The following is a 16958-nucleotide window of genomic DNA, read 5'->3' as shown; positions in this document are numbered from 1 at the left end:
GCGTTCAGGCAACCTCGGCTTACTCGAAACGGATCCGGTGCGGATGCGTGAAGATCTCGAAATCCTCGCCGCGTGAGAGTGCGACAAGGGTCATGCCTGCGGCGTCCGCCGTGCGGATGGCCAGTGCGGTCGGCGCCGATATGGCGATCAAGACTGGGGCACCGAGAATGGCGGCCTTCTGCACCATTTCTACCGAGATGCGGCTGGTAACGACGACGACGCCTTCGGCGCCCGTGCGGCCTGCGCGCATCACGGCGCCCGCAAGCTTGTCGAGCGCATTGTGCCGACCGACATCCTCGCGCACCGCAACCAGTCCCTCGCCGAGGACGTAGAAACCGGCTCCGTGAACCGCGCGAGTCTGGGCATGCAACGGCTGGGCGGAATTGAGCGCGTTGCTGGCACGCGCAATGTCGGCGGCTGACAGAAGCATGTCGACACCGGAGACATCAGGCACCGGACGCATCGCCTGCTCGATCGATTCGATGCCGCAAAGGCCGCAGCCGACGGGTCCTGCCATATGGCGTCGTCTGGCGCGCAGAGCATCTTCCTTGTCTTCGGCAAGCGTGACCTGAACATCGAGACCGTCGCCCTCCTGGAGCACCTCGATCCCTTCAATCTCGGCGATGGAAGCAATGATGCCTTCCGTCAGCGTGAAACCGGCCGCGAAGTCCTCGAGATCGGCAGGCGTGCCCATCATCACCGCCTGGGTTGAGCCACCGTAGGAAAAGGCGATCGGCACCTCCTCGGGTACGAACCGGCTCGTTTCCTTGACGAGCCCATCGCGATAGGACGTTTCAGCCAGCGAAACGGTCGGCGCGATGCCGCCCTTGTGTTCATCATTCAACGTGGACATCAGGACTTTCCGAGCAGGCGCGCCTCGTGGAGCAGCGCTGAAACCAGTGGCGTATTGGGTTCGCGATGCGGAGCGACAAGACCAACCGTATGGCTGACATGCGGCTCCACGATCGGAATGGTGCGGATATTCTGCGAGAAACCGAAGGACTCGGCCACGTTCTGCGGCATGATGCTGGCCCAGCGACCGGTACCGACATGCGCCAGCAGCGTGACCATTGAATTGGATTCAAGCATCGGCCTCGCCGTCACGCCGGCTTCCGCGAGGTGCTGGCTTATAATCCGGCGGTTCTGCATATCCGGCGTCAAAAGGCAGAGCTGCAACCCGGCCATTTCGGTCCAGGTCACCTGTTTACGGTCGGAAAGAGGCGTGCCGTCGGCCGTGACGAGATTGTAGCTTTCTGAATAGAGCGGAATGCTGACGACACGACCGAGCGGCTCGTTGTCGAGATAGGTAATGCCCGCATCGATCTCGAAATTGTCGAGCTGCGTCAGGATCTGCAGCGATGTGCGAGACACGACCGAGAACGTCACATCCGGATACCGGGTCTGGAAAGGCCCCGTCAGGCTGGGCACCATGGCAAGCGCCGTCGGGATGACGGCAAGACGGATGTGGCCCGCAAGCCCCTTGCGCGCGGCGCGCATTTCCTCGCGCATCGTGCGGGCGTCGCCTACAATGCGTTTTGCCCATTCCAGCACGCGCTGTCCCTCGGGCGTCAGGCCCTGATAGCGCGAACCGCGCACCACGAGCTGGACGCCGAGACTGTCTTCGAGGTGCCGGATCGCCGCCGACAGAGAAGGTTGGGCAATGCCGCATTCCTCGGCCGCGCGACCGAAATGGCCTTCCCGTGCCAGCGCAATGAAGAATTCCAGCTTGTCGATCAAAGCCCGCTCCCACACGATATGGCTCTGAATTGCCGGAACTTCCGGCGCCACATCCCATCAAATCACTCTGCCGGCAACTTATAGCGGCAAAAGAAATCGAATGCGCAGGAGATTTCGGCGTCGTCAATCACCTCTTCGTTGGTCGACGCTGGTAGACCGCAGGCTCTGCGAACTCAGGGCGCGCACCACCCGGGATCAGGCAATCCGGGTTGACGCGAGACGATCCTCTTCCAGCACGATGCCGAGACCCGGCGCATCGCCCAGTTCCAGCCAGCCGTGACTGTGCTTCAGAGGCGAAGCCATCGGATAATCCCGCCGCGCCTCGCTCCATTCCGGATTGTCATATGGGTATTCGAGGAAAGGCGCATCCCCCACGCCGGCAGTCAGATGCGCGTTGGCAAGCACGCCGATGCCGTTGGTCCAACTGTGCGGCGTAAACGTCACCCCCGCCTCCCGCGCCTGATAGACGAGGCGCCGGCAACCGGTAATGCCGCCCACCAGCGCAACATCCGGCTGGATCACGTCAAACGCACGCTCCTCGATGATATCGCGGAATTCCGAGAGCTCGCGGGTCATCTCGCCGCCCGCGATCCTCACCGACGTCGCCTCCTTCAACGCTCGCATGCCCTTGCGGTCGGACCGGAACAGCGGTTCTTCCATCCAGTAGATGTCGAGCCTTTCCAGTTCCTTCGCAACCGCAAGTGCATCCTTGAACGTCCATGGCAGTGTCGTATCCCAGGGCATGCGCCAGCCCTGATTGCAGTCGACCATCAGTTCCAGGCGATCGCCGACGCGGGCACGGATCGCTCCCAGCGCCTTGATGTCATCCCGCCAGCTCGACCGTCCGCCGGCAGAGGACGAGAAGCGCACCTTCATGGCCGGAAACCCCTCCTCGACGTAACGCTCCGCCTGATCCGCCATCGCCTGTGGATCGCGCAGCACGCCCGAGGATGCGTAGAGGTGCACCTTGTCCGACCGCCCTCCGAGCATCCGCCAGACGGGCTCTCCATTGATCTTGCCCGACAGATCCCACAGAGCCAGATCCAGCGGCCAGCAGCGGCCATAGTGAAAGTTGATATGTGAGAGCACCTCGTAGTGCCGCTCCAGATGACGTGGGTCCTGGCCGATGAACAGGTCCTCGTGACCCTCGAAACCCTTCATCAGGTCGCCCGACCCGATCCCCTCCCGGCCCTCGTCGTCCTTGACGCGCACGATGGTGGCGTCGAAATGCCGCCGCGGCCTGCCATCCCAGCTCGCCTTGAACGGCGGATCGAGCGGCAGGCGATGATGGGTGATCTCGATCGATGCGATACGGCTCATGTTCTTTCCTCCGCTGATGTTGCCGGACTGACGAAGACCCCTCCCCACCCTCCCCACGAGGGGGAGGGCTTTAACCCGCCGCAACGCCGGAGATCAATTCCAGACGAGCGACCGCCACGAGTCTTCTCCCCCCTTGTGGGGGAGATGGCCGGCAGGCCAGAGAGGGCCTTCCTACCCAAACTGCTGCCAGATGGTTTTGTAGTCGCAGTACTTGTCGATCGCATGCACCGACCGGTCGCGTCCGAAACCGGATTGCTTGAAGCCGCCGAAGGGTGTCGAGAAATTTGCCATGTCATAGGTGTTGATCCACACCGTGCCCGCATGGATCGCTTCCGAAACGCGGTGGGCGCGGTCCATGTCTTTGGTAAACACCGCGCCAGCCAGACCATAGATCGTATCATTGGCAAGCCGCAGCGCCTCCTCCTCCGTATCGAAGGGGATGACGGCAAGCACCGGGCCGAATATTTCCTGCCGCGCCAGGCTCATGTCGTTGGTCATGTCGATAAAGACGCCGGGCGAAATGTAGAAGCCCCCCGTTTCGGAAAGCACCCGCTCGGCTCCGAAGACACGTTTGGCACCCTCCGTCTCGCCGGCAGCGATCATGCCGAGTACTTTTTCCATATGCGCTTCGTCGATCAGGGCGCCGATCTGGGAGGAAGGCTCGAACGGATGCGCGAGCGCTATGTCGCTTGCGGTCACCGCCTCAATCTTGGCGATCAGCTTCTCCTGAACCGAGCGCTGCACCAGAAGGCGGGTCGAGGCATGGCAGGTCTCGCCGGCATTGTAGAAGCATCCCCAGGCGGCGGCAGATGCTGCGGCATCAAGGTCTGCATCCTCGAACACGACGATGGGCGACTTGCCACCGAGCTCAAGCGCCACGCGCTTGACGTTGGATTGGGCTGCATACCCCATGATCAGCTTGCCGACTTCGGTCGAACCGGTGAACGCGATCATGTCCACATCCATATGCAGCGCCAGCGGCTTACCCGCCTCTTCGCCGTAGCCGGTGACGACATTGAACACGCCGGGGGGAAGACCGGCCTCCACCGCCAGTGCCGCAAGCCGGAGCGCCGAGAGAGACGACTGTTCGGCCGGTTTGAGGACGACGCTATTGCCGGCCGCGATCGCCGGGCCGAGTTTCCAGGCATCGATGATCATCGGGTAGTTCCAGGGCGTGATGACCCCGATCACGCCGAGCGGCTCTTTTCGCACCAGGGCCCGGGCGTTCGGGCCGGTCGGTGCTATCTCGTCATACTGCTTGTCGATCATTTCGCCGTAATACTGGATGCCATCGGCGCAGAGGCGGACATCGACATTGAGCGAAGCCAGAACCGGCTTGCCGACATCGAGCGTTTCGAGCACCGCAAGCTCTTCCGCATGGGCGCGGATGAGTTCGGCCCATCGGAGCATGACCTTCTTTTTCTCGAGCGGCTCCTGTTTTCGCCAGACGCCGCTTTCGAAGGCGGCGCGGGCCGAACCGACCGCCGTATCGATATCGGCGCCGACGCCGCGCGCGAGCGGCGTCCCCGGCTTGCCGTCCATCGGGCGCGGACGGGTAAACGTCTCGCCTGATAGTGCCGGGCGATAGTCGCCCCCGATGAAGAGGCGGCCTTCAAGCTTGAGCGTGGAAAGCGCGCTTTCCCAGTAGTCGCGGGTATAGGTCGTGGTCATCGGAGTGTCCCTGTTCCTAAAGCGTCTTCGGCAGCGTCATGATCGTGTTCGCGAAGGCATGGATATCGGCGTCGGAAATTTCGCGGACCGTCGAGCGCCGCATCGGCTGGTTTTCCGCCGCCCGCATTTCGGCGGCGAGGTCTGACGCTGAAAAGGCGACGAATGCCTTCGGCAGCGCTCGCTCCACCCCGCAGCGATCCATGAGATCGGTAACGAACCCGGGCAGCGCCTGCGCATCGGCAAGACCCAGCACATGGGCCGCCTCGTTCAGGTCCGGTGTATCGGCATCGCACAGCCACGAGAGCGTCGCCTCGAAGCCGAGCGCCGTTGCAAGCCCGTGATGAACCGGCGCAAGCCCGGCCAGCGCATGACTGATATTGTGGGCGATAGCCGTGCCGCAGTTGTCGATCGCGATACCGGCATAGCAGGAGCCCAGCAGCACCTTGCCGCGCGCATCGAGATTGCCTGGAGCCTTGACGGCCGTTTCCAGCGAACCTGCCACCAGCCGCATGGCCTCATGGGCATAGAGTCTCGCGCCCGCATGGGTATTGCGGTTGGTCGCCGCCTCGAAAGCGTGAATAAAGGCGTCCATGCCGCACCACGCCGTCAGGTGCGGCGGAAGCGAGATGGTGAGTTCCGGGTCGAGGATGACGAGATCCGCCTTGGTCTCCGCTCCCCAGATCCATAGCTTCTTGCCTTCCGGCCCGGCGAAGATGTTGGTCGCAGACGTCTCCGAGCCGGTGCCCGCCGTCGTCGGCACCATGATCTTCTTCAGGGGGGCGCGCGGAAGCGGATTGGCGGCCAGCGCATAATGCATCGGGTCCTCGCCGGACGCGGCGCAGCAGGCAGCGATCTTTGCGATATCCAGCGCCGATCCACCGCCGATACCGATGACGAGATCGGAACCGCGGGCGAGTTCACTTGCAGCGCGAAGATGCGCGAGTTTGGGCTCGCCCGAGAAATCACAATACAGTCGCGGCTCGATCCCGGCGGTGACCAACTCATCCGCAAGTACTGCGGCAAGCCCGCTCAAGGCCAGGAACCCGTCCATGACAACGGTCGCGATCGCCACGTTCTCGAAGCTTTTGGCAGCGGATGCGAGATCGCCAAACAGGCCGGAGCCGAAGCGGATATCTGGTACTGATGACGTCTGGAACTGCATGACGGAAACACCCTGACAGGATCGCTTGCCGTGAGTGTGCATCACAATTTCACATCTTCAAATCCATCGGTTTTTCGGGCTTACTGATGACTTGAGATCATGGAGGGCGAAATGCTGGACAGAATTCCGCTGGAAGCCTTCCGCGTCTTCGATGCCGCCTGCCGGTTCATGAATTTCTCCCGCGCGGGCCGTGAGCTCCACATCACCCAGGCCGCCGTCAGCCGTCGTATCCAGGGGCTGGAAGAACAGCTCGGCGCAAAACTCTTCACGCGGCGCGGCCGCAATCTCAGCCTGACATCGGAGGGAGACCGGCTTGCCCAAAGGGTGCGCGCAACGCTGGAATATCTGGAGGAAAGTCTGGAGCCGTTCCGGGGCGGCGGAAGGGAAACCATCTCGATCGCCGCCAGCAGTTCGGTGTCGCACCTGTGGCTCGGCAAGCGCCTGAAGGATTTCGACAATGAAAGCCCATCGGTCTCCGTCCGTTTGCTAACAACCGACGTGCCGTCGGAACTGGCATCGGAAGCCAACGACCTCGTCATCCTCTATGCCGCCGGCGAACACCCACGGTGGAACCTCACTTTGTTGATCCGAGAAAGCCTCGTGCCCGTCGCCTCCCCCGCCTACGTGGAAAGACGGGGGCTCGATGCAGCCTCGCTGACGGCAGACGCTTTGACCCAGTTGGACCTGATCGATTACGAGCGCTTCAACGCCCACTGGATCTCGCTCAGGCAATGGTTCGCGCGGTTGCCGAAGCCACCGAAGGCTGCGATCAAGCCGCGGCTATCGTTCTCGACCTATTCGCTGGCCATCGATGCCGCCCTGCGCGGCGAGGGCGTGACGCTTGGCAGCAGGGGATTGATTGCCGAAGAGCTTGCGTCCGGAACACTGGTGGAGCTCGGAACCGCCCAGCTCGATACGGGCTATGGCTACTATCTCGGCATGCCGCGCTACCGCTCGCTCACCCCGGGCGCCGCACGTCTCCACCAGCACCTGCTCGGAAACCCATAGGCACCGAAAGCGCTAAAACGCGAAAGGCGGCCCGATGGACCGCCCTTCGTAAATTATATCGACCTCTGAAACATCAGGCCGGAACGACGATGCCGTTCAGGTGCGTCAGTTCGGACAGGAACTGTTCGAGCTTGGTCTTGTGCTCGTCGCTGTTGGCGTTGTCGATGGCAGCCTGGGTTGCCTCGATGCGCTTCTGCAGCGTGTCCTGGTTCAGTTCGGTCACCGGCACAGCGGATTCCGCGAGCAGCGTGCAGCTGTCCTGAACGATATCGGCAAAACCACCGAAAACGACGTATTTGGTGACCTGACCCGAGGCAAGCTTCACGGACACGACGCCCGGCTTGATCGTCGTCATCGTCGGCGCATGGTTGGCAAGCACCGTCATTTCGCCAAGCGTAGCCGGAATCACCACTTCGGAGACATTCTCCGACACGAGCAGGCGCTCGGGCGATACCAGTTCAAATTTGAAAGCGTCGGCCATTAAGGTCCACTTCCCTCGAGTGTTTCAAGCAGGAATGGCGCGCCGGATCATGTCCCGCGCGCCGTCTTATAGGATCAAGCAGCTTCGGAAAGCTTCTTGGCCTTTTCAATCGCTTCTTCGATCGAGCCGACCATGTAGAAGGCAGCTTCCGGCAGGTGATCGTATTCGCCGGCGACGAGGCCCTTGAAGCCCTTGATCGTGTCTTCGAGAGCAACCAGCTTGCCCGGCGCACCGGTGAAGACTTCGGCGACGAAGAACGGCTGCGACAGGAAGCGCTCGATCTTGCGGGCGCGCTGAACGGTCATCTTGTCCTCTTCCGACAGTTCGTCCATGCCGAGGATGGCGATGATGTCCTGCAGAGCCTTGTAGCGCTGAAGCGTCGTCTGAACCTTACGAGCGATCTCGTAGTGCTCTTCGCCGACAACCAGCGGGTCGAGCATGCGCGAGGTCGAGTCGAGCGGATCCACAGCCGGGTAGATACCCTTTTCAGCGATCGAGCGCGACAGAACCGTCGTTGCGTCCAAGTGGGCGAACGAGGTTGCAGGAGCCGGGTCGGTCAAGTCGTCGGCGGGAACGTAGATGGCCTGAACCGAGGTGATCGAACCCTTGGTCGTGGTGGTGATGCGTTCCTGCATCTGACCCATGTCGGTCGCAAGCGTCGGCTGATAACCAACGGCCGAAGGAATACGGCCGAGAAGAGCCGACACTTCGGAACCTGCCTGGGTAAAGCGGAAGATGTTGTCGACGAAGAACAGAACGTCCTGGCCCTTGTCGCGGAAGTCTTCAGCGATGGTCAGACCCGTCAGAGCGACGCGAGCGCGCGCACCCGGAGGTTCGTTCATCTGGCCGTAAACGAGAGCTGCCTTCGAGCCTTCGCCGCCGCCGTGCTTGTTCACGCCGGATTCGATCATTTCGTGGTAAAGGTCGTTTCCTTCGCGGGTACGTTCACCCACGCCGGCAAATACCGAGTAACCACCGTGCGCCTTGGCGACGTTGTTGATCAGTTCCATGATGAGAACGGTCTTGCCAACGCCGGCGCCACCGAACAGGCCAACCTTACCGCCCTTGGAATAGGGAGCCAGCAGATCGACGACCTTGATGCCGGTTACCAGGATCTGGCCTTCAGTCGACTGTTCGACGTAGGACGGTGCTTCCTGGTGGATCGAGCGCTTGCCCGACGTGATCAGCGGACCAGCTTCGTCGACCGGCTCGCCGATGACGTTCATGATGCGGCCGAGCGTCTCAGGACCAACCGGAACGGTGATCGGAGCGCCGGTATCGGTAACGCGCTGACCGCGAACAAGACCTTCGGTCGAGTCCATGGCAATGGTGCGAACCTGGTTTTCACCAAGATGCTGCGCGACTTCAAGAACGAGGCGGTTGCCGTTGTTCTCTGTTTCAAGCGCGTTGAGGATCGCCGGCAGTTCGCCGTCGAACGCCACGTCGACGACAGCGCCGATAACCTGGGTCACTTTGCCGAGGGACGTGCCCGTTGCGGTAGCCATGATTATTACCCTCTTTCTTTACCTCAGAGCGCTTCCGCGCCCGAAATGATTTCGATGAGTTCCTTGGTGATCTGTGCCTGGCGCTGACGGTTGTAGGAGAGCGTCAGCTTGTTGATCATGTCACCGGCATTGCGCGTCGCGTTGTCCATTGCAGACATCTGCGCGCCATAGAAGGAAGCGTTGTTTTCAAGAAGTGCACGGAAGATCTGCACTGCGATGTTCTTCGGCAGCAGGTCTTCCAGGATTTCCTGTTCGCTCGGCTCGTATTCGTAGAGTGCGGCAGAACCGGCATCCGGCTGTGCTGCATCCCTGACGTCGAACTTTGCGGGGATGATCTGCTGGGCAGTTGCCACCTGTGCGATAACCGACTGGAAGCGCGCAAAGAAAAGCGTCGCAACGTCGAATTCGCCGGCGTTGAACAGCTCGAGCACCTTGTGGGCCACTTCGTCGGCCTGGACGAAACCAAGCTGCTTGACTTCGCGGAAGGTCACGTAGTGGACGATGTTGTCCTTGAACGTACGGCGAAGCACGTCGTTGCCCTTGCGGCCGACGGTCAGGATCTTGACCGTCTTGCCCTGTGCAATCAGCTTCAGCGCATGCTCGCGTGCCAGACGGACGATCGAGGAGTTGAATCCCCCCGCCAGACCACGCTCGCCGGTCGCAACGATCAGGAGATGAACCTGATCCTTGCCAGTCCCGGACAGAAGAAGCGGTGCTTCGGCATTGCCGGCATTGGCAGCCGTGAGGCTGGCCAACACCTTGGTCATACGCTCCGCATAAGGACGGGCAGCCTCGGCCGCCTCCTGTGCACGGCGCAGTTTCGCAGCGGCGACCATTTTCATCGCCCTGGTGATCTTCTGCGTCGCCTTGACGGAGGCGATCCGGTTTTTCAGATCCTTAAGTGAAGGCATCCGTTATCGGTCCTCGATCTAGATCCGTTTTAGGCGAAAGACTTGGCGAAGCTGTCGAGAGCTGCCTTGAGCTTTGCCTTCGTGTCGTCGGAAACCTGCTTCTCGCTGCGGATCGTTTCGAGAACCGCCTTGCCTTCGGAACGAAGGTAGGAAAGCAGACCCTGCTCGAACTTGCCGACATCGGAAACCGCGATCTTGTCGAGGTAGCCGTTGACGCCCGCAAAGATCACCGCAACCTGCTCTTCGGTCTTCAGCGGCGAGAACTGCGGCTGCTTCAGAAGTTCGGTCAGGCGTGCACCGCGGTTGAGCAGGCGCTGGGTCGAGGCGTCGAGGTCGGAACCGAACTGCGCGAACGCAGCCATTTCACGATACTGGGCAAGCTCGCCCTTGATCGAGCCGGCAACCTGCTTCATCGCCTTGATCTGCGCGGCCGAGCCAACGCGGGACACCGACAGACCGACGTTCACGGCCGGACGGATACCCTGGTAGAACAGGTCGGTTTCAAGGAAGATCTGACCGTCGGTGATCGAGATCACGTTGGTCGGAATAAACGCCGAAACGTCGTTACCCTGGGTTTCGATGACAGGCAGAGCCGTCAGCGAACCGGCGCCACGCTCGTCGGAGAGCTTGGCAGCGCGCTCGAGAAGACGCGAGTGCAGATAGAAGACGTCGCCGGGGTAAGCTTCGCGGCCCGGAGGACGACGCAGCAACAGGGACATCTGACGATATGCAACGGCCTGCTTGGAAAGGTCGTCATAAGCGATCAGCGCGTGCTGACCGTTGTCGCGGAAGTACTCGCCCATCGCGCAACCGGCGAACGGAGCAAGATACTGCATCGGTGCAGCGTCGGATGCAGTCGCAGCGACGATGATCGAGTAAGGCAGTGCGCCGCGTTCTTCAAGAACCTTGACGAACTGGGCAACTGTCGAGCGCTTCTGGCCGATGGCCACGTACACGCAGAACAGCTTGTCGTTTTCCGGGCCGTTCTCGTGAATGGCCTTCTGGTTCAGGAACGCGTCGAGAATGATCGCGGTCTTGCCGGTCTGACGGTCGCCGATGACGAGCTCGCGCTGGCCTCGGCCAACCGGGATCAGAGCATCGATGGCCTTGAGGCCGGTCGACATCGGTTCGTGAACCGACTTGCGCGGAATGATACCAGGAGCCTTCACGTCGACGCGCGAACGGCGGGTCGCGTTGATAGGGCCCTTGCCGTCGATCGGGTTGCCGAGCGCGTCAACGACGCGGCCGAGCAGTTCCGGACCGACAGGGACGTCAACGATGGCGCCGGTCCGCTTGACGGTGTCGCCTTCCTTGATGTTACGGTCGGAGCCGAAGATAACCACGCCGACATTGTCGGATTCGAGGTTCAGCGCCATACCGCGGACACCGCCCGGGAACTCGACCATTTCACCAGCCTGGACATTGTCGAGGCCGTAAACGCGAGCGATACCGTCACCGACGGACAGAACCTGGCCGACTTCAGAGACTTCGGCTTCCTGGCCGAAGTTCTTGATCTGGTCCTTGAGAATTGCGGAAATTTCCGCTGCACGGATATCCATCAGCCGACCTCTTTCAATGCAAGCTTAAGGGTGGAAAGTTTGGTGCGAAGGGACGTATCGATCTGACGCGACCCGACCTTGACGATCAGGCCACCGAGGATCGACGGATCGATCGTAACGGCGATTGTCACATCCTTGCCGGTGACGCCCTTCAGCGCCGACTTAAGTTCAGTTTCCTGCGCTGGGGTGAGCGCGTGGGCAGACGTTACCTCTGCGGTAACCTCGCCACGATGCTCGGCAGCGATTTGACGGAAGCTACGGATCATGCCCGGCAGAGCAAACAGACGGCGGTTGCCGGCAACGACCTTGATGAAGTTGAGAACGGCACCGGTGATGCCAGCCTTTTCGGCAACGGCTGTCACCGCGTTCTGCTGATCATGGGCGGAAAACACCGGGCTTGCAACCAGACGCCGAAGGTCTTCGCTCTCATCCAGCAACGCCTGAAACCGATCGAGATCGGCGCTGACTTTATCGATGGAACCGGTTTCGAGCGCGAGCTCAAAAAGCGAAGAAGCGTAACGCTCTGCGACACCGGAAATAAGCGGGGACGTGTCAGCCACGGGCACAGTTTCCCTGAATTGCCATCCAAGCGCTGCGCCCTTTTTTAGAGGATCAGCAAGACCTTGAAAATATTTGATTTTTAATCAGAACCAGCGGGGCCTCCACCCCACCCTTTCCGACTTTCGCGGTCCGTCTAGCATAGGATGTAGGGACTCGCAACACGGGAGAGGCGGGAAAACGCCCCTGGGACTAGAGCTTGAGTCGTTTTTATGTCGGACTCCGCTGGAATTGACCGCGTCTGAGATGAACGCTCTTGATTGGATAGCTCAGAGATAGCCGAAGACATAGGCGAGCGGGCCGGCTGAAAGGACAACTTGTAGTAGGAAAATCAGCGTGTTTTTCACAGTTGCGCCACGATCGAAAGCAAACGAGACCAGCCTTCCGAATGCCCCCAGACCAAGCACGATGCCGAGCACCATATAGAACCAGTCCTGGGCAAAGATGATCGGCACGACGCCGAGGCCGACATACTGAGCGCCGGCGGCCCGCACCGATCCGTAACCCTCCGGCCGGACATCGCCGACACGGAACGCCGAAAGCCGCAGGCAGGGGCTGGGAAACAGGAGGATGAGGAGCCCGATGAGAGCCGTCGCGGCAGCGCAGACAAACGCCAGCTGCTCGCCGGTCTCGGTGGGGAAATACAGTTCCATGGAATCCTCGAATCGTTCTTGTGCGGCGATTTTATCGAAAGCGGTAAACAACTCGCAAAGATAGGATCAGAGAAAACTCTGAGGATCGATATCGAGCTGGATCTGCACCGTACCACGGACCTTCGGGCCGGCAGACATCATCGCCTTCAGGAAAGCCTGCATGTCGGAATTGCGCCGTCCGTGCACCAAAAGCCGGAATCGATGGCGGCCGCGTACCAGCGCGAGCGGCGCTTCAGCTGGACCAAGCACGGAAATCCCGGTCACCCTTGGTGCGGCCGCGCGCAATCCCCGTGCATGGGTTTCCGCATCGGCGCGCGTATCGGCCGAGACGATCAGCGACGCAAGCCGCCCGAACGGCGGCAGGATCGCCTTTTCGCGCTCTGCGATCTCACGCTCGTAGAACGCGCCCGCATCGCCTGAGACGATTGCCTGCATGACGGGATGCTGCGGCTGGAACGTCTGGATCAGGCCATGGCTCTTCAACCCTGTTCGCCCGGCGCGGCCCGTTACCTGGCTGAGCAACTGGAACGTCCTCTCGGCGGCCCGCGGGTCGCCGTTCGACAGGCCGAGATCTGCATCGACGATGCCGACCAGCGTCATCAGCGGAAAGTTGTGGCCCTTCGCCACCAGCTGCGTGCCGATCACTATATCCACATCGCCCTTGGCGATCGCATCGAGCTCCATCCGCAGCCGTTTGACGCCGCCGAGCAGGTCCGACGACATGACGATGGTGCGCGCTTCCGGAAAATGCTTCTCCACCTCTTCCGCGATCCGCTCCACGCCGGGCCCGCAGGCGACGAGGTGGTCGAACGTCCCGCATTCCGGGCAGGCTTCCGGCGTATGTTCGTGATAGCCGCACTGATGGCACTGGATCTGGTTTCTGAAGCGATGCTCGACCAGCCAGCTCGAACATTGCGGGCACTGGAAGCGGTGGCCGCAGACACGGCAGAGCGTCAGCGGCGCATAGCCGCGACGGTTCAGAAACAGCAGCGACTGCTCGCCGCGCTCCAGCGCCTTCTTCATGCCGCGCAGGAGAATGGGCGAGAGGAACCCACCGCGTTCCGGCGGATGGCGGCGCATGTCGACGAGATGCAGGTCCGGCAGTGCTGCATCACCAAAGCGGGTCGGCAGGTGGACCGTCGTGTAGCGCCCGGAGAGCCCGTTGACCTGGCTTTCCACTGAAGGCGTCGCCGACACCAGCACGATCGGAAAATCGCCGATCCGGGCCCGCACCACCGCCATGTCGCGGGCATTGTAGAAGACGCGGTCCTCCTGCTTGTAGGCAGGGTCGTGTTCTTCGTCGATGACGATCAGCCCCAGATCCTCGAACGGCAGGAACAGAGCCGAACGGGCCCCGGCAACCACCCTCACCTCCCCCGTCACGACGCCGCGCCAGACTTTCTCACGGATACGGGGGGATAGATCCGAATGCCATTCGGCAGGCTTTGCCCCGAACCGCTGCTCGAACCGATCGAGAAAGCTCGACGTGAGTGCGATTTCCGGCAACAGGATCAGAACCTGCTTGTCTTGTCGGAGCGCCTGGGCAATCGCCTCGAAATAGACTTCCGTCTTGCCGGACCCGGTGACGCCATCGATCAGCGAGGCGGCAAACCCGCCGGCGCTAACCGAAGCGACGATCTCTTCGGCCGCTCCCTTTTGAGGTCCCTCGATGCGGGGCGCAGTATAATCCGGGTCAGGCCGTGCCACGACAGGCGGCGGCGGTAGGAAAATCGTGTCGAACACACCCTGCTTGATCAATCCGTCGACGACGCTCAGCGACACGCCGGCGGCGTGCGCAAGGCCGCTCCGGGTCCAGGGCGCTTCCTGCTCTTTCGCAAGGTCGAGCACCCGGGTTCTGGCCGGCGTCAATCGGGACGGCTCGCCGCCGATAAAGCGCAGACCCTCCACCATCGGTTCCGGATCGAGCGCTGCCGGAGCCCGGATCGCCATGCGGGCCACGAAACCCGGCGGTGATAGCGTGTAGGCCGAGACCCAGTCGACGAAATCGCGCATCTCCTTGGAGAGCGGCGGGCAATCGAAGGCAAGCGTGATCGGCCGCAGCTTCTTCGGGTCGAGCGTGCTGTCGTCCGCGCCATCCCACACGACGCCGATCATCTGGCGTGGACCGACCGGTACCTGCACGACGGAACCAGGCACCACGACCAGTCCCTCGGGCACGGCATAGCTGTACGGACCCGGCACCGGCAGCGGCACCAGGACCGGCACGACGGCCGCGACGGGCTTATCGAGGAGCGGACCGAACAGGTCGGACGAATCTGTGTCCATGGCGGGACCATGCCCAAAACCGGAACGAAAGGGAACCGCTGTTTGAGCAGCCGCCCCATCGACGGCAAACATCGCGGCGTGAAATTCAGGTTGCATTTTAAACAATTGTTTACTATAGGTAGAGCTGAAAACCGGAGTGGGGGCTGCGGATGTTCATCAGGTCAATGACGACACTTTTGGTGCCTGCTTTTCTGCTGGCCGGCTGCAATATCCATCCTCTGCCGGAGGATATCTCGAAGGATGATACGACCTATCAAATCGTCAGGAAGGTTCGATGTGAAGCGCGCGACGCGATCCGCAATATTGCGATCTCGCAGCTTCTGGATGGGTCCGACGACGATAAACATCTTGCGAAGCGGCTGACTGACAAGAAACTTACATTTCTTGAAGCGTACCGAAAGGACTTCAGCCAAGAAACGAAGCAATACTTCGACCGGTACGAAAATGCTGCCATAGCCTACGATTTTCAGCTGAACATCACCGAGACCAATAACAACGAATTGTCCGTGAAGTTTCTAAAGCCGTTCTCGAATGGCTCGCGTTCCATTGGCCTCGGGGGTGGTGTAGAACTCAGTCGTCGGAACGACAGAAGTTTTAGAATAGCGGATAAATTCGCCGATCTTGCGGTGAGTGAAGCGACCGATCGCTATTGCAGCATCCAGAGTGCGAAAGTCGATATCGTATATCCTTTGACCGGACGGATTGGTCTGTCCGAGGCCCTGGATACGTTCATCAAACTGAATGAATTTGGGAACCTATCGTCAAACGACGACAAGACCAGCCGAAAATTTGCGGACTTGATCGAATTCACGACAAAACTTATGGGCTCGTTTTCACCAAAATTCTCGATAGAGGAGCCGAAAGCTGGCTTCCACCTGAGCGAGGCCTCCTTGACCAACGCCAATTCCCGCACGGATACGCACACCGTGACATTTTCGTTGTCGCTTCCGCCATCAGAGAAAGAGATAGTGCAGGCAAAAAGATCAAGCGCCCAGACCAAACCCACGACAAAGCCGACTGCGGTGACGGCTAAGGACCTTGCTATAGAAGAACTGGATCGGCAGCAGGGACTGCGCCTGAACCGGTCGCTCGAGAAATTTCTCAACAAGTATTGAGGTTTAAGGCGTTCGAAGTCGTCTGTGTCGCGATCGGCACAAACCGTGCGTCGCCGTCGGCTGCGAGACCGAAAACCGTATGCCGCTCCAGCGCCTTGGTGACCTCGACGACGTCACCCTCCAGTTGATCCGGTTGGATCATCTGTCCGATGGTGAAATCGAACTGGTTGCCCTTCTTGTTCAGGAGCTCATGAAACACCGTCATGTCGCGGAGTTCGGTCGACCATTTGGCAAGCCAGTAGAACAGCCCGGAATTGCGCGCAGTCATATGGATCGGCAGGATCGGCAGATTGTATTTGCGGGCAAGCCCGACGGCCGAGGTCTTCCACGGGCGTTCGTTCAGCCGGCCATTTTCCCAATAGGCGATGCGGCCGGATGGAAACAGGATCATCACCTTGCCCTCCTCGACCGCCTTGTTGGTGAGAACCAGCGTCTCGCGGGTCTTGAGCTTGCTCTTGTGATCGTCGCGCCATTCGACGGGAATGATCATTTCGGCAAAACGCGGATTGACCCGCACCGCATCGCGGTTGGCAAACACCATCAGGTCCGGACGGCGCGACTTCAACAGGTCGAACACGGCGACGCCGTCGGCAATGCCGGTCGGATGGTTGCTGACGAGGATGAAACCGCCCTTTTCGGGGATCCGCTCCTCGTTTTTGACCGAAAGCTTCAGCTTCAGATGCGCGCTCAGATATTCGAAACACTGGTAGCCGGACTTCGGCGCAATGTCGTCGGCGAACTCGATCGCCCGGCCGTAGCGCAGCAGCGTGTAGAGAAACGGACGCATGAACGGCCAGAACGGACTGCCGACGATCCGCTTGCCCCGCTCGGCGATGAGCGTATCGACGATGTGGCCCGGACGCCCTTGAGATACGCGTGCGATGGCTTCGGCGAACTGGCCGAAGCTCGTCATGGAATCACGGCGGTCCATGCAAACTCCTTAAAGCGGGCCTGCACTTGAGCAGTGCCCGCGTGATATTACGGTGGCAGGG

Annotated in this window: 15 protein-coding genes; 2 read left to right on the top strand and 13 right to left on the bottom strand. The window is 60.9% G+C overall.

From position 1 onward, the window contains the following. Nucleotides 1-19: 19 nt before the first annotated feature. From fdhD to ASF70_RS18100, 5 genes are all read right to left on the bottom strand, one after another. A complete protein-coding gene (fdhD, locus tag ASF70_RS18120; RefSeq protein WP_062581723.1) occupies nucleotides 20-853 on the bottom strand; it encodes a formate dehydrogenase accessory sulfurtransferase FdhD in 834 nt (277 codons plus the stop codon). Further along, entirely contained in the window at nucleotides 853-1737 is an 885-nt protein-coding gene (locus ASF70_RS18115; RefSeq protein WP_062462554.1) for a LysR family transcriptional regulator, read from the bottom strand. The genes fdhD and ASF70_RS18115 overlap by 1 nt, the downstream gene beginning before the upstream one ends. A gap of 195 nt (nucleotides 1738-1932) precedes the next feature. Continuing rightward, nucleotides 1933-3057: a mandelate racemase/muconate lactonizing enzyme family protein gene (locus tag ASF70_RS18110; protein WP_062581721.1), complete on the bottom strand. Its 1125-nt coding sequence runs from the start codon at nucleotides 3055-3057 to the stop codon at nucleotides 1933-1935. A 171-nt stretch (nucleotides 3058-3228) separates the two neighbouring features. Continuing rightward, nucleotides 3229-4728: an aldehyde dehydrogenase family protein gene (locus ASF70_RS18105; RefSeq protein WP_062581717.1), complete on the bottom strand. Its 1500-nt coding sequence runs from the start codon at nucleotides 4726-4728 to the stop codon at nucleotides 3229-3231. Between the two features lie 16 nt (nucleotides 4729-4744). Next, nucleotides 4745-5890, bottom strand: a complete 1146-nt coding sequence (locus ASF70_RS18100) for an iron-containing alcohol dehydrogenase (RefSeq protein ID WP_062583025.1) — start codon at nucleotides 5888-5890, stop codon at nucleotides 4745-4747. A 111-nt stretch (nucleotides 5891-6001) separates the two neighbouring features. Here ASF70_RS18100 and ASF70_RS18095 point away from each other — a divergent pair, with 111 nt between their 5' ends. Further along, nucleotides 6002-6898 (top strand): LysR substrate-binding domain-containing protein, encoded by an 897-nt coding sequence (locus tag ASF70_RS18095; protein ID WP_062583022.1) that lies wholly within the window; start codon nucleotides 6002-6004, stop codon nucleotides 6896-6898. A 73-nt stretch (nucleotides 6899-6971) separates the two neighbouring features. On the opposite strand, the gene ASF70_RS18090 is transcribed toward ASF70_RS18095, so the two are convergent. From ASF70_RS18090 to ASF70_RS18060, 7 genes are all read right to left on the bottom strand, one after another. Beyond that, nucleotides 6972-7379: a F0F1 ATP synthase subunit epsilon gene (locus ASF70_RS18090; RefSeq protein WP_062581715.1), complete on the bottom strand. Its 408-nt coding sequence runs from the start codon at nucleotides 7377-7379 to the stop codon at nucleotides 6972-6974. A 74-nt stretch (nucleotides 7380-7453) separates the two neighbouring features. Then, nucleotides 7454-8884, bottom strand: coding sequence for a F0F1 ATP synthase subunit beta (gene atpD / locus ASF70_RS18085; protein ID WP_062581713.1), 1431 nt, complete (start codon nucleotides 8882-8884; stop codon nucleotides 7454-7456). A 23-nt stretch (nucleotides 8885-8907) separates the two neighbouring features. Next, on the bottom strand, nucleotides 8908-9795 hold the full coding sequence (locus ASF70_RS18080) for a F0F1 ATP synthase subunit gamma (RefSeq protein ID WP_062581712.1): 888 nt from the start codon (nucleotides 9793-9795) through the stop codon (nucleotides 8908-8910). A gap of 29 nt (nucleotides 9796-9824) precedes the next feature. Next, nucleotides 9825-11354 carry a F0F1 ATP synthase subunit alpha gene (gene atpA, locus ASF70_RS18075; RefSeq protein WP_062581711.1) on the bottom strand — a complete coding sequence of 510 codons (1530 nt, stop codon included), beginning with the start codon at nucleotides 11352-11354 and terminating at the stop codon, nucleotides 9825-9827. Next, nucleotides 11354-11920, bottom strand: coding sequence for a F0F1 ATP synthase subunit delta (locus ASF70_RS18070; protein WP_062581709.1), 567 nt, complete (start codon nucleotides 11918-11920; stop codon nucleotides 11354-11356). Before ASF70_RS18070 ends, atpA begins: the two co-directional genes overlap by 1 nt. Before the next feature lie 261 nt (nucleotides 11921-12181). After that, nucleotides 12182-12565, bottom strand: coding sequence for a hypothetical protein (locus ASF70_RS18065; RefSeq protein ID WP_062581707.1), 384 nt, complete (start codon nucleotides 12563-12565; stop codon nucleotides 12182-12184). A 66-nt stretch (nucleotides 12566-12631) separates the two neighbouring features. Continuing rightward, nucleotides 12632-14851, bottom strand: coding sequence for a primosomal protein N' (locus tag ASF70_RS18060; protein ID WP_062581705.1), 2220 nt, complete (start codon nucleotides 14849-14851; stop codon nucleotides 12632-12634). Between the two features lie 164 nt (nucleotides 14852-15015). Here ASF70_RS18060 and ASF70_RS18055 point away from each other — a divergent pair, with 164 nt between their 5' ends. Then, entirely contained in the window at nucleotides 15016-15966 is a 951-nt protein-coding gene (locus ASF70_RS18055) for a hypothetical protein (RefSeq protein WP_156461878.1), read from the top strand. On the opposite strand, the gene ASF70_RS18050 is transcribed toward ASF70_RS18055, so the two are convergent. Beyond that, complete coding sequence (locus ASF70_RS18050) at nucleotides 15953-16897, bottom strand: 1-acyl-sn-glycerol-3-phosphate acyltransferase (protein ID WP_062581701.1); 945 nt, start codon at nucleotides 16895-16897, stop codon at nucleotides 15953-15955. The two genes, ASF70_RS18055 and ASF70_RS18050, sit on opposite strands and share 14 nt — an antisense overlap. Between the last annotated feature and the right edge of the window lie 61 nt (nucleotides 16898-16958).

Origin of the sequence: Rhizobium sp. Leaf321 (assembly GCF_001423215.1) — a bacterium.
Classification (GTDB): Bacteria; Pseudomonadota; Alphaproteobacteria; order Rhizobiales; family Rhizobiaceae; genus Neorhizobium; species Neorhizobium soli.
Note: the sequence above shows the minus strand (reverse complement) of the source record. Positions and strands in the feature narration are given on the sequence as shown.